We start from the raw sequence: 12,626 nt of genomic DNA, 5'->3' as shown, positions 1-12,626 counted from the left end.
TGCTCTCCATTTTCTCCTTTTTCCGGCTAACGTGAAGTCATGAGCATCGATCCGCGTGTCGCGCTTGAAGCCCTGACGAATGCCCTGGCAGAACACCTCGCCGCTGCCTCGTCACGCCGGGGAGCCGGGGACCCCGCGGTCGAGGCGGCATTTTTCGCACTTGCCGAGGCCTTTGAAGTCTACGACGACTCACTCTATGAAGCGTATGGCGAAGTGACGGGGCTTGAAGTCATGGATGACGGCATCGATGAGGACGAAGACGAAGACATCGACGACGAGGAAGACCTCGAAATCCTCCAGGACTAACCCGGCTGTTAAGCCAGGGGCCAGGCGAGCCGGCCGCTAGGCGGGATTGGAAACGTCCTCGAGAGCCTGGGCGATCTGGGGCGGAAGCGGCGCCAGCGTCGAATCCAGGATCTCCTTGAGCTGCACCGGCGTGCGGGGACCCACAACCGCCGTCGCAACACCGTGCTGGGACAGCAGCCAGCTCAGTGAGACGTCCAGGGCTGTCCGCCCCAGTCCCTTCGCCGCCATCGCTACAGCCTCCACCACGCTGGACGCGGAACCCTCAAGATACGGTTCCACATAGCCGGCCAGCCGCGCATGGGCCGCCCGCGAATCCGCCGGAATGTGCCCGCGGTACTTACCGGTCAACACCCCGCGACCCATCGGACCCCACGCCATCAGTCCCAGTCCGGCGTCCTCAATGGCAGGAATGAGTTCGGCCTCGGGGGAGCGCCGCAGCAAGGAGTATTCCGACTGGTTCGCGACCAGCGGGAAGCCCGCCACCGCCGCAGCCTTTGCCGTCTGCCAGCCGTTGAAGTTGGATACTCCTACGTAGCGTGCGCGGCCCGAGCGCACGGCGAATTCGAGCGCGGACAGGGTTTCCTCCAGCGGGACGTTGACGTCCCAGGCCTGGGCGAGCCAAAGGTCCACGTAGTCGGTACCCAGCCGGGCCAGGCTCGCGTCCAGGCCCGAGAGCATGCCGTTCCGGGAAGTGTCGACGCTGCGCCGGCCGTCCGGCGTCGACACCCCGGCTTTCGTGGAGATGACCACTTCGGAGCGGGCAACAACGTCGCCCAGCATGCCGCCCAGCATCGCCTCGGCCTGGCCGTCGCCGTAGGACGCCGCCGTGTCGATCAGGGTCCCGCCGCCGTCCGCGAAGGTGCGCAGCAGCGCCGAAGCATCCTGCTCATCGGTTTCCCGGGCCCAGGACATGGTGCCGAGGGAAAGGGCGGACACGCGCAACCCACTGTTGCCGACATAACGCTGCTGCATGTCAGCTAGCTTACGGGGATTCGGAAAGCTTCATGACGTAGGGTCTATAAACGTGAACTGGTTTGAAGCGGCCTTTCTGGGCCTTGTGCAGGGACTGACAGAATTCCTCCCGATTTCCTCAAGCGCCCATCTGCGGATCGTTGGCTCCTTCCTTCCCAACGCCGCCGATCCCGGCGCCGCGTTTACGGCCATCACCCAGCTCGGCACGGAAACCGCGGTCATTGTCTATTTCTGGCGCGACATTGTGCGGATCGTCAAGGCGTGGGCCGGTTCCCTGGCCGGCAAAGTCTCCCGGCAGGACCCGGACGCCCGGATGGGCTGGCTGGTGATCCTGGGCAGCCTGCCGATCATCGTCCTCGGCCTGCTGTTCCAGGACCAGATCGAGTCGGTCCTCCGCAGCCTCTGGATCGTCGCCACGATGCTGATTGTCTTCGGCATGATCCTCGCCGTTGCCGACGCCGTCGGCCGCCAGGAACGCGACCTGACCCGGCTGACCTACAAACACGGCATCCTCTTCGGCCTCGCCCAGGCCATGGCCCTGATCCCCGGGGTCTCCCGCTCCGGCGGCACAATCACCGCCGGACTGCTGATGGGCTACACCCGCGAAGCGGCGGCCCGGTACTCCTTCCTGCTGGCCATCCCGGCCGTCTTCGGCAGCGGCCTCTACCAGCTCTACAAAGTCGTCTCCAAGGACGGCATCACCGGGCCCTACAGCCTCCCGGAAACAGCCCTCGCCACGGCTGTCGCCTTTGTGGTGGGCTATGTGATCATCGGCTGGTTCCTGAAGTACGTCTCCACCCACACCTATCGGCTCTTCGTCTGGTACCGGATTCTCCTGGGCCTGGCGCTGTACCTGCTGCTCGGTTTCAACGTCATCAGCGCCTAGCACTAGGCTTGGGCTGTGAAGTCTTGGATCTCCCGCCCCGTTCCCCAGCTCCCCGGCAGCATGGCTGCCCTCCGCCTCTTCGACACCACCAAGGGCAGCGTCGTCACCCTCGGGGCAGCGGGGGAACAGTCCATGTATGTCTGCGGAATCACCCCGTATGACGCCACCCACATGGGCCACGCGGCCAGCTACGTCGCGTTCGACCTGCTCAACCGCGCCTGGCGGGACGGCCGCCAGCAGGTCTCCTACGTGCAGAACGTCACCGACGTCGACGACCCCCTGCTGGAGCGCGCGACGGCGACCGGCGTGGACTGGCGTGACCTCGCCGCCAGCCAGATCCAGCTCTTCCAGACGGACATGGAAGCCCTCAACGTGCTGGCCCCGGACCACTACGTGGGCGCTGTCGAATCCATCCCCGTGATCGTGCCCGCCATCGAGCGGCTGGTGCAGCGCGGACTGGCGTACCGGGTGGCCGGCGCTGCCGGCGAGCCTGACGGGGACGTTTACTACGACGTCGAGGCCGCCAGCAAGCACTCCGCCGAGGCCACGGATGCCTGGACCCTCGGCGCCGTGTCCGGGTTGTCCGACGCCGAGATGCTGGAGCTCTTTGCCGAACGCGGCGGCGACCCCGGCCGGGCCGGCAAGCACCAGGCCCTGGACCCGCTGCTCTGGCGGGTTGCCCGCCAGGGCGAACCGAGCTGGCCGGGCGGCGACCTCGGCGAAGGCCGGCCCGGATGGCACATCGAATGCACCGTCATCGCCCAGAAGTACCTGCCGGCCCCGTTCACCGTGCAGGGTGGCGGCTCGGACCTGATCTTCCCGCACCACGAAATGGGCGCCGGGCATGCCTACTCCTTGACCGGCGTTCCGCTGGCACAACACTTCGCACACGCCGGCATGGTGGGACTGGACGGCGAGAAGATGAGCAAGTCCAAGGGAAACCTGGTCCTGGTGTCCAAGCTCCGCGCCGCCGGCGAGGAACCGGCCGCGATCCGGCTGGCCATCCTGGCCCACCACTACCGCAGCGACTGGTCCTGGACCGAGGCGGGGTTCGCCGAAGCCAAGGACAGGCTCCGCACCTGGCGGGCCGCCGCCGCGGCCGCGCCCGAGGGATCGGCCGCCGCGCTGGTGTCCCGCCTGCGGGCGGAGCTCTCCAACGACCTGAACGCCCCCGGAGCCGTCGCCGCCATGGATGACTGGGCAAAATCGGCCCTCGAGGCCGGCCACGCAGGATCCCCGTCGGATGCCGCCCTGGTGGGAGACGCCGTCAACGCGCTGCTCGGCGTCGAACTCTAAGCACGGCCCGGCGACCCGCCAATCGGCTGGCGACGCGCAAAAGCGCTGGGGACCCCCGCTTCCGGGGGTCTCCAGCGCTTTTGCGTAGCGCCAGGCAACATGCGCGTCCGCGGGTGCCGGCCAGGTCGAACCCTAGGGCTTGTCCTTGCCGCGGCGCTTGAGGTAGCGCTCGAATTCCCGGGCGATCGACTCGCCGCTGGCCTCCGGGAGGTCGGCGGTGTCCTTCGCTTCCTCCAGCTGGCGCACGTACGCCGCAATTTCCGGGTCTTCGGTGGCCAGCTCATCAACGCCGCGTTCCCAGGCGTCCGACTCCTCGACGAGGTCCGCGGTATCGAGCGGAACCTGCAGCAGCTCCTCGATGCGGTGCAGCAGCGCGAGCTGGGCCTTGGGGGAGGGCGCCTGCGCCACGTAGTGCGGCACGGCGGCCCAGAGCGAGACCGTGGGCAGCCCGGCCAGCAGCGACACCTCCGCGAGGACCCCGACGATCCCGACGGGACCCTCGTACTGCGAGGCCTCGAGGTCCATCCGCTCCCGCAGCGCCGGGTCGTCCGTGGACGTGCTCACGGGAATCGGCCGGCTGTGCGGCACATCGGCGAGGAGGGCACCGACCAGGATCACGTAGTCGACATGGAGCGCCTCGGCATGGACCAGCAGTTCGGCGGTGTACGCGCGCCACTTGTAGGACGGCTCCGTGCCCTGGACAAAAATGACGTCCACGTTGGAGCCGGGAACACTGGCCTTGAAAATGCGGGTGGATGGCCACTTGATTTTCCGCTCCCCGGAAGCCGTGCGGCGGATCGTGGGCCGGGTGAACTGGAAGTCGTAATACTCGTCGGCATCGACCGAACCGACCTTCTTGCCGCCCCAGAGCTTGTTGAGGTAGCGCAAGGCATCGCTCGCAGCCTCCCCGGCGTCGTTCCAGCCTTCGAAGGCCGCGAGCATCACCGTGATGCGCCGGCCCTCAGGGACGGGCTGCAGCAGCCGTTCCGGCTCGGGCACATCGCCCGTTTCCGCGGGGTCTACCTCGAAGCTATTCATCTCTTCACCCTACGTCCAAGGACCCGGCCCCCGCATGGAATGAAGCGCCGGGAATGGCTGCCCGGCAGGCGATATTCGCCGAAGGCGTAGTATCAGGGCCCTCACAGGGCCGCACCGTAGACTTGAAACCATGCAATCCTCAGCTTCCCAGCCCCTTCTCAAAGCCGCGCTCTGGGACATGGACGGCACCATCGTTGACACCGAGCCGTACTGGATTGAGGCCGAACACGCCCTGGTTGAAGCGCACGGCGGGCAGTGGTCCCATGAGAAGGCCATGCAGCTGGTTGGCCAGTCGCTGGTCTTCTCCGCGGGCATTCTGCAGGACGCCGGCGTGACGCTGGAACGCCGGGAGATTATCGACATCCTCACGGCCCGTGTCATCAGCCAGGTGCGCACGTCCGTGCCCTGGCGGCCCGGCGCCCGCGAACTGCTCGACGAACTGCACACCGCGGGCGTCCGCTGCGTCCTCGTGACGATGTCCGAGGCACCGCTGGCCCGGGAGATCGTGGCCAGCCTGCCCAAGCCGTACTTCGACTTCCTGGTCACCGGCGACACCGTCACGCAGGGCAAGCCGCACCCCGAGGCCTACCTCAAGGCTGTCGAACTGCTGCAGGGGCAGGACCCGGAACTCGGCCTGCATCACTGCATCGCGCTGGAGGACTCCGAACCGGGCGTGGCGGCCGCCGTCTCCTCCGGCGTGCTGACCGTCGCCATTCCGCACATCATGCCCCTGCCGCATGATCCGCGCCACGCCGTGTGGGACACCCTGGCGGGCCGGACCGTGTCCGACCTCGAAGAACTCGTGGCCCTGCGCCACGAGTTCCCGGACGCGACCTTCGGCCTGGAACGCGGCACGGCGAAGGTGCCCGTCCATGACTGACACCGACACCCGCGGCCGCAGCGGGCAGGAACCCCGGAAACAGGGCCGCAAAGAGGGAATCCCGCTGGGACGCATCTCCGGCATCCCGGTGATCCTTGCCTATTCGTGGTTCATCATTGCGGCGTTCACGGTGATCCTGTACGGCCCGGTCCTGCAGAGGAACAACCCGGAACTGGGACTTGGCGCGTACCTTGTGGCCTTCGGCTACGCCGTCCTGCTGCTGGTCTCGGTCCTGGTGCACGAACTCGCGCATGCGCTGACCGCCAAGATCTTCGGCTGGCCCAGCGAAAAGATCGTCCTCAACCTCTGGGGCGGGCACACCCAGTTTGAGAGTTTCACCGCGTCTCCGGGCCGTTCCGTCCTTGTCGCGATGGCGGGCCCCGCGGCGAACTTCGTCCTCGCCGCCGCCGGCTGGCTCCTACTGACCGGCAGCGACCTCACCGGCGTCGCGGGCATCCTCGCTAACATTTTCGTCTGGGCCAACCTCCTGATCGGCATCTTCAACGTCCTGCCCGGGTTGCCGCTGGACGGCGGCCGGCTGGTCGAATCCGCCGTCTGGAAACTGACGGGCAGCCAGGAAAAGGGCACCGTGGCGGCCGGCTGGGGCGGCCGGATCATCGTGATCGCCCTCGTGGGCTGGTTCGTGGCCCTGCCCCTGCTCAGCGGCGGCCGGCCCGACTACTCGCTGATCATCATCACCGCCCTTGTCTGCAGCTTCCTGTGGATGGGCGCCACCGCCTCGATTCAACAGGCGCGGCTGCGGGGCCGGCTGCCCCTCGTGGAAGCCGGCGCGCTGGCCGAAAGGGCCGTGGGCCTCCCGGAATGGGCTACTGTCGCCGAAGTGCTGGCGCTGTCCCCGGACCCCGTCACCGGTGCGGCTCCCGCCGTCGTGCTCTACCGTGCGGACGGGCGCCCGGCTGCCGTGGTCGACGGCGGGGCCGTCGCCACAGTCCCGGCGGCCGCCGCCGCCTCCACGCCCCTCACGGCCGTTTCCTACGCCCTCGGCGCGGGCGCCTATGTGCCCGAGTGGTCCAAGGGACAAGAGCTCATCCAGTACCTGGCCCAACTCGACGGCCTCGAATACGCCGTCGTGGACCGTGACGGAACCATCACCGGACTGCTCCGGCAATCCGCGGTCCTGGGCGCCCTCACCGGCAAGGCCGATGGCCCCGGCAAGCGGATGTTCGGCCAAAACCGGTAGAGTTACCTGCCGGTCGTGTATTTCCGGCCACGTATTTCCCATCCGGGGCCCAACGCCTTGGGCACCAGCAGCCGGACCGCCGGCACCATCCCCGGCAACACAGTTTTCCAGGAGCGAGGAACATCTTCATGAGCAGCGACACCGCCGCCAGCACCAGCCCGGACGACGCCGGAACCTCCGACGGCGCAGCCGTCACAAACGCAGCCGTCACAAACGCAGCCGTCACAAACGCAGCCGTCACTCACACAGCCGTCAGTCACACGGCCCCGGCGAACGGCACGGCACGTGCTGCCGTTGCCCCCGTCGGCGCAGCGCGCCGCCGCGGACCCTTCCGCGAAGGCGAACGCGTGCAACTCACCGACGAGCGCGGCCGGATGAACACGATCAGCCTCGAAGCCGGCGGCGCCTTCCACACGCACCGCGGCTTCCTGAACCACGACGAGATCATCGGCAAGCCGGACGGCTCCGTGGTGGTCAACAACGTCGGCCAGCAGTACCAGACACTGCGCCCCCTGCTCTCGGACTTCGTTCTCTCGATGCCCCGCGGCGCAGCCGTCGTCTACCCCAAGGACGCCGGCCAGATCGTCACCATGGCGGACATCTTCCCCGGCGCCCGCGTTGTCGAAGCCGGCGTCGGCTCCGGCGCCCTGTCCATCTCGCTGCTCCGCGCGGTGGGCGACAACGGCTACCTGCACTCCTTTGAGCGCCGCGAGGAATTCGCCGACATCGCCCGCGGCAACGTCGAGACGATCTTCGGCGGCCCGCACCCGGCCTGGCAGATCAGCATCGGCGACTTCCAGGAGGAAGTGGTCCGCACCGAGGAGCCCGGCTCCGTGGACCGCGTGGTCCTGGACATGCTCGCGCCGTGGGAATGCCTTGACGCCGTGGCCACGGTCCTGGCGCCGGGCGGCGTGTGGATCAACTATGTCGCCACTGTGACGCAGCTGTCCCGTACCGCCGAGGCCATCCGCGCTGACGGCCGCTTCACCGAACCCGACGCCTGGGAATCCATGGTCCGCGGCTGGCACCTCGAGGGCCTGGCGGTGCGTCCGGACCACAGGATGGTCGCGCACACCGGCTTCCTGCTCGTCACCCGGCGGCTGGCCGACGGCGTCACCGGCATCTCCGTGAAGCGCCGCCCGTCCAAGACCGACTTCAACGAAGAGGATGTCAACGCCTGGACGCCCGGGGCCGTGGGGGAGCGCGCCGTCTCGGACAAGAAGCTGCGCCGGGCCGCCCGGGACGCCATCGCCGGAACCAATGTCAAGGACGATCCGGACATTACGAAGTAGTCCGTATTTCGGAAGTCTTCAGCGTCACCCGGCTTCTTGGGGCTAATGTCTTAATAGAAGCGTAGGAAGGGGCTGATGCACGATGGAGACTCCGAACACTGATCCGGGCCTGACGCCGGCAGAGGACGCGGCTGTTGCTGCGGGACGGGCGCAGGCCGCCGACGGTGAGCGCTTCGGCGCCAGCGAACTGTCCGTGGCCGAACGCCAGGTCAACATCCTCCGGGACAAACTCCGGCATATCGACCGCCAGCTCGCGGCCGCCACACAGAACAACTCGAAGCTGGTGTCGATGCTGGAGACCGCGAAAGCGGAAATCCTGCGGCTCAAGAGCGCCCTCGACCAGGAGGGCCAGCCGCCATACAGCTTCGGCACGGTGCTGCAGCTGAACCCGAAGCGCCATCCCTCCGCCGGCAACGGCGGGCAGGCCGCCACCGAGGAATCGGTGGACATCTTCAACGCCGGCCGCAAGATGCGCGTGGGGATCAGTCCGCTGGTCAACATGAACCAGCTCGCGGTCGGCCAGGAGGTCCTCCTCAACGAAGCACTGATGGTGGTCGCCGGCCTGGGCTACGAACGGGCCGGGGACCTTGTCACGCTGAAGGAAATGCTGGGTACCGACCGGGCACTGGTGGTCGGCCGGGCGGACGAGGAACGCGTCATCCGGCTCTCCGGCGCCCTGCTCGCGCAGAAGCTCCGGGTCGGCGACGCCCTCTCGATGGATTCCCGCACCGGCTACGCCCTCGAGAAGATCCCGCGCTCCGAGGTCGAGAACCTCGTCCTCGAGGAAGTCCCGGACATCACCTACCAGGACATCGGCGGCCTGGGACCGCAGATCGAACAGATCCGCGACGCCGTGGAACTGCCGTTCCTGCACCCGGACCTGTACCGCGAGCACGGCCTCAAGGCGCCCAAGGGAATCCTGCTTTACGGCCCGCCGGGCTGCGGCAAGACGCTCATCGCCAAGGCCGTGGCCAACTCCCTCGCCGCCCGTGCAGCCGAACGCACCGGCAAGACGGACATGAAGAGCTACTTCCTGAACATCAAGGGCCCGGAGCTGCTGGACAAGTACGTCGGCGAGACCGAACGGCACATCCGGCTGATCTTCGCCCGCGCCCGCGAAAAAGCGTCCGAGGGCAGCCCGGTAGTGGTGTTCTTCGACGAAATGGACTCGCTGTTCCGCACCCGCGGCACCGGCATCTCCTCCGACGTCGAAACCACCATCGTCCCGCAGCTGCTCAGCGAGATCGACGGCGTGGAGCGGCTCGATAACGTGATCGTGATCGGCGCTTCCAACCGCGAGGACATGATCGACCCCGCAATCCTGCGGCCGGGCCGTCTGGACGTCAAGGTCAAGATCCACCGCCCCGACGCGGAAGCCGCCGCGGACATCTTCAACAAGTACATCACCGCCGACCTGCCCTTCCACGAGTCCGACCTCGCCGAGCACCACGGCGATGTCCAGGCCACCGTGGATGCGATGATCCAGCGCACGGTCGAGGCCATGTACTCCACCGACAAGTCCAACGAATACCTCGAGGTCACGTACGCCAACGGCGACACCGAAATGCTCTACTTCAAGGACTTCAACTCCGGCGCCGTAGTGCAGAACGTCGTGGACCGGGCCAAGAAATACGCCATCAAGGACCTCCTCACCGTGGGCCAAAAGGGCATCCGGATCGACCACCTGCTGCGCGCCGTCGTCGACGAATTCCGCGAGCACGAGGACATGCCCAACACCACCAACCCGGACGACTGGGCCAGGATCTCGGGCAAGAAGGGCGAGCGCATCACCTACATCCGCACCATCGTCCAGGGCAAGGCCGGGCAGGAGCCCGGCAAGTCCATCGAGACGATGCCGAGCACGGGCCAGTACCTGTGACGTCCGCTGTGCCCGGGAAGCCCGCCGGGGTATCCGGCGGGCTTCCCGCAGGCGGCGCCATGCGGGTGATGGGCTCCGAGACCGAATACGGCATCCACGCGCCCTCCGCGCCCGGGGCGAACGCCACGATGATGTCCGCCCGGGTGATCCAGGCCTACGCCCAGGTGACGCGGCAGCGCGCCGCCGGCGGCGCCGAAACCCGTTGGGACTACACCGACGAGGAACCGCTGCACGACGCCCGCGGATGGACGCTGGAGCGCAGCCAGGCCGAACCGGACCAGTTGACCGACCAGCCGCCCGTCCTCGACGCCGAAGCTGTCGCCCTCGCCTACGGGCGGCAGGAGCTGGAGGCCGACGGCGGGGACGAATCCGGCACCCTGCTGATGAACATGGTGCTCGGCAACGGTGCCCGCCTCTACGTCGACCACGCCCACCCCGAGTACTCCAGCCCGGAAGTGACCAACCCGCGCGCCGTCGTCGCCTGGGATGCCGCCGGAGACCTCGTGGCCCTGGCCGCGGTGCGGCGGCTTGCGGCCGACCCTGAACTGCCCCCGGTCAATCTGTACAAGAACAACACCGACAACAAGTCGGTCTCCTACGGCTCGCACGAGAACTACCTCATGCCCCGCAGCGTGCCGTTCGGCGACATTGTCCGCGGACTGACCCCGTTCTTCGTCGCCCGGCAGATCTTCTGCGGCGCCGGCCGGGTCGGCATGAAGCAGGACGGCTCCCGCCCCGGCTACCAGATCAGCCAGCGTGCCGACTTTTTCGAGACCGAAGTCGGCCTCGAAACCACGATCCGCCGCCCCATCATCAACACCCGCGACGAACCCCATGCGACGGCGGACAAGTACCGGCGCCTGCACGTCATCATCGGCGACGCCAACCTCAGCCAGGCCTCCAATTTCCTCAAATTCGGCACCACCGCCATGGTGCTGAGCCTGATCGAGGCCGGCCTGGCCCCCAAGCTCGAAGTCCATGAGCCGGTTGCCTCGCTGCAGGCCGTCAGCCATGACACCTCACTCACGGCCACCCTGCGGCTGCTCGACGGGCGGCGGATCACTGCCCTGGACCTGCAGTGGATCTACTTCGAAGCAGCCGCCAAGCATGCCCAGGACACCGGTGTCGCCGATGCCGTGGACGGTGACGGCCACACCCATGAGGTGCTGGAACGCTGGTCCGCGACACTGACGGAACTTGCCAATGACCGGGCGGCCGCCGCGTCCTCGGTGGAATGGCTGGCGAAGCTCTCGCTGCTGGAGGGCTACCGGGACCGCGACGGACTGGACTGGGGCCACGCGCGGCTGGGCCTCGTGGACCTGCAGTGGGCGGACATCCGGCCCGAAAAGGGGCTCTACTACCGCCTGCTGGCCCGCGACCGCATGCAGCGGATCGTCGACGACGGCGTGATCCAGCGGGCGGTCACGGAGCCGCCGTCGGACACCCGCGCCTATTTCCGGGGCCGCTGCGTCAGCCGCTTCGGGGCCGACGTTGTCGGTGCCAGCTGGGACTCCGTGATCTTCGATGTGCCAGGCCGCGGCAGGCTTCAGCGGGTCCCCACCCGGGAACCCCTGCGCGGAACCGAGGCCCTCACCGGCGGTCTCTTCGCCCGGCACCGGGAGGCCGGAGCGTTCCTTTCCGAACTGCTGGGACTCCCACCCGGTTCCTAGGGACATAGAGCCCCGCGGGGGCTCCGGGCGTGGCAATATGGCTACAGGAAGTCCCTTGCGAAGAAGGGGCGGACAGAAGGAGAAAACAATGGCAGGCCAGGAGCAGCAGAAGCCGCAGTCGCGGGACACCGAAGTCGACGAAGACGTTCCCGCCGCGCCGCCGGCCCCCGCGGAGGGCCAGGCGTCAGCCGCCACCCAGGGCGTCGACGACCTGCTCGATGAGATCGACGGTGTGCTGGAGTCCAACGCGGAGGAGTTCGTCCGCGCTTTCGTCCAAAAGGGCGGCCAGTAGCGCGGCGGCCCCTTAGGTTGTGCCGGCACAGGGCTGAGGGCCGGAAAGTCGTTGATTCACTACGTTGAGGGAGTGCACCAGTGCAGGAAACCACCGCCAACCAGGTAGCAGCCAACGCCACGTCCTCCTTCACTGAACATCTGCAGCGCCAGCGCCCCGACCTGCTCCCGTTCGGCCAGCAGCACTTCGGCCAGCAGCTTCCGGCGGGCAGCGCCGCCACGCCCCTGCAGGCGCCGCACGGGACGACGATCGTCGCCCTGACCTACGCAGGAGGTGTGCTGATGGCGGGGGACCGGCGTGCCACCATGGGCAACGTCATCGCCAGCCGGCACATCGAAAAGGTGTTCCCGGCGGACCAGTATTCCGTGCTCGGAATCGCCGGGACCGCGGGAATCGCCCTCGACATTACCCGGCTCTTCCAGGTCGAACTCGAACACTACGAGAAGATCGAAGGGACCCTCCTGAGCCTCGACGGCAAAGCCAACCGGCTCGGCGCCATGATCCGCAGCAACCTCCCCATGGCGATGCAGGGCCTCGCCGTCGTGCCACTGTTCGCAGGCTTCGACCGTCCCGCCGGCCTGGGCCGGCTCTTCTCCTACGACGTCACCGGCGGCCGGTACGAGGAGCAGGAACACCATACCGTCGGCTCGGGCTCGATGTTCGCGCGCGGGGCGCTCAAGAAACTCTGGCGGCCCAACCTTCCGGAGCAGGACGCCGTCGCCGTCGCTGTCGAGGCGCTCTACGACGCCGCCGACGACGACTCCGCCACCGGCGGACCCGACCCCGTCCGGCAGCTCTGGCCCGTGGTTTACGTCGTCAACCGAACAGGTGCCTTCCGGGTTCCGGAGCGCGAGCTCGCGGCAGTCGCCGGCACCATCATAGAGTCCAGGGCCGTGGCCCAGCGGGAGGCCTGA

12 protein-coding genes are annotated in these 12,626 nt (G+C 67.8%); 10 read left to right on the top strand and 2 right to left on the bottom strand.

Going from position 1 to position 12,626, the window contains the following annotated elements; genetic code table 11:
* The first annotated feature begins 39 nt into the window (after positions 1 to 39).
* Complete coding sequence (locus ACZY0Y_RS05165; RefSeq protein WP_160665871.1) at positions 40 to 306, top strand: hypothetical protein; 267 nt, start codon at positions 40 to 42, stop codon at positions 304 to 306.
* 36 nt (positions 307 to 342) lie between these two features.
* On the opposite strand, the gene ACZY0Y_RS05160 is transcribed toward ACZY0Y_RS05165, so the two are convergent.
* On the bottom strand, positions 343 to 1,278 hold the full coding sequence (locus tag ACZY0Y_RS05160) for an aldo/keto reductase (RefSeq protein ID WP_463885035.1): 936 nt from the start codon (positions 1,276 to 1,278) through the stop codon (positions 343 to 345).
* 52 nt (positions 1,279 to 1,330) lie between these two features.
* Here ACZY0Y_RS05160 and ACZY0Y_RS05155 point away from each other — a divergent pair, with 52 nt between their 5' ends.
* Together ACZY0Y_RS05155 and mshC are read left to right on the top strand one after the other, a co-directional pair.
* Positions 1,331 to 2,164, top strand: a complete 834-nt coding sequence (locus ACZY0Y_RS05155; protein WP_463885033.1) for an undecaprenyl-diphosphate phosphatase — start codon at positions 1,331 to 1,333, stop codon at positions 2,162 to 2,164.
* Between the two features lie 15 nt (positions 2,165 to 2,179).
* Complete coding sequence (mshC, locus tag ACZY0Y_RS05150; RefSeq protein WP_463885031.1) at positions 2,180 to 3,460, top strand: cysteine--1-D-myo-inosityl 2-amino-2-deoxy-alpha-D-glucopyranoside ligase; 1,281 nt, start codon at positions 2,180 to 2,182, stop codon at positions 3,458 to 3,460.
* A 132-nt stretch (positions 3,461 to 3,592) separates the two neighbouring features.
* On the opposite strand, the gene ACZY0Y_RS05145 is transcribed toward mshC, so the two are convergent.
* The gene (locus ACZY0Y_RS05145; RefSeq protein ID WP_160665863.1) at positions 3,593 to 4,498 is read right to left on the bottom strand and encodes a PAC2 family protein; all 906 of its coding nucleotides are present in this window, start codon (positions 4,496 to 4,498) and stop codon (positions 3,593 to 3,595) included.
* Positions 4,499 to 4,628: 130 nt separating this feature from the next.
* On the opposite strand from ACZY0Y_RS05145, the gene ACZY0Y_RS05140 reads away from it, so the two are divergent.
* From ACZY0Y_RS05140 to prcB, 7 genes are all read left to right on the top strand, one after another.
* A complete protein-coding gene (locus ACZY0Y_RS05140) occupies positions 4,629 to 5,378 on the top strand; it encodes an HAD family hydrolase (protein ID WP_463957013.1) in 750 nt (249 codons plus the stop codon).
* Positions 5,371 to 6,579, top strand: a complete 1,209-nt coding sequence (locus tag ACZY0Y_RS05135) for a site-2 protease family protein (protein ID WP_463885027.1) — start codon at positions 5,371 to 5,373, stop codon at positions 6,577 to 6,579. The genes ACZY0Y_RS05140 and ACZY0Y_RS05135 overlap by 8 nt, the downstream gene beginning before the upstream one ends.
* Before the next feature lie 128 nt (positions 6,580 to 6,707).
* The gene (locus ACZY0Y_RS05130) at positions 6,708 to 7,871 is read left to right on the top strand and encodes a tRNA (adenine-N1)-methyltransferase (RefSeq protein ID WP_463957012.1); all 1,164 of its coding nucleotides are present in this window, start codon (positions 6,708 to 6,710) and stop codon (positions 7,869 to 7,871) included.
* Positions 7,872 to 7,953: 82 nt separating this feature from the next.
* Positions 7,954 to 9,750 (top strand): proteasome ATPase, encoded by a 1,797-nt coding sequence (gene arc / locus ACZY0Y_RS05125; protein ID WP_160665856.1) that lies wholly within the window; start codon positions 7,954 to 7,956, stop codon positions 9,748 to 9,750.
* Positions 9,751 to 9,809: 59 nt separating this feature from the next.
* The gene (gene dop, locus ACZY0Y_RS05120; protein ID WP_463957042.1) at positions 9,810 to 11,420 is read left to right on the top strand and encodes a depupylase/deamidase Dop; all 1,611 of its coding nucleotides are present in this window, start codon (positions 9,810 to 9,812) and stop codon (positions 11,418 to 11,420) included.
* Positions 11,421 to 11,508: 88 nt separating this feature from the next.
* Entirely contained in the window at positions 11,509 to 11,712 is a 204-nt protein-coding gene (locus ACZY0Y_RS05115) for a ubiquitin-like protein Pup (protein WP_354186615.1), read from the top strand.
* 80 nt (positions 11,713 to 11,792) lie between these two features.
* Complete coding sequence (gene prcB / locus ACZY0Y_RS05110) at positions 11,793 to 12,626, top strand: proteasome subunit beta (RefSeq protein WP_160665854.1); 834 nt, start codon at positions 11,793 to 11,795, stop codon at positions 12,624 to 12,626.

This window comes from Pseudarthrobacter kochi (assembly GCF_055412805.1).
Note: the sequence above shows the minus strand (reverse complement) of the source record. Positions and strands in the feature narration are given on the sequence as shown.

Bases quoted from the DNA above. Each gene is read 5' to 3' on its own strand.
- ACZY0Y_RS05165 (WP_160665871.1), top strand. From the start codon at position 40: ATGAGCATCGATCCGCGTGTCGCGCTTGAAGCCCTGACGAATGCCCTG.
- ACZY0Y_RS05160 (WP_463885035.1), bottom strand. From the start codon at position 1,278: ATGCAGCAGCGTTATGTCGGCAACAGTGGGTTGCGCGTGTCCGCCCTT.
- ACZY0Y_RS05145 (WP_160665863.1), bottom strand. From the start codon at position 4,498: ATGAATAGCTTCGAGGTAGACCCCGCGGAAACGGGCGATGTGCCCGAG.
- ACZY0Y_RS05140 (WP_463957013.1), top strand. From the start codon at position 4,629: ATGCAATCCTCAGCTTCCCAGCCCCTTCTCAAAGCCGCGCTCTGGGAC.
- ACZY0Y_RS05135 (WP_463885027.1), top strand. From the start codon at position 5,371: ATGACTGACACCGACACCCGCGGCCGCAGCGGGCAGGAACCCCGGAAA.
- ACZY0Y_RS05130 (WP_463957012.1), top strand. From the start codon at position 6,708: ATGAGCAGCGACACCGCCGCCAGCACCAGCCCGGACGACGCCGGAACC.
- arc (WP_160665856.1), top strand. From the start codon at position 7,954: ATGGAGACTCCGAACACTGATCCGGGCCTGACGCCGGCAGAGGACGCG.
- dop (WP_463957042.1), top strand. From the start codon at position 9,810: ATGCGGGTGATGGGCTCCGAGACCGAATACGGCATCCACGCGCCCTCC.
- ACZY0Y_RS05115 (WP_354186615.1), top strand. From the start codon at position 11,509: ATGGCAGGCCAGGAGCAGCAGAAGCCGCAGTCGCGGGACACCGAAGTC.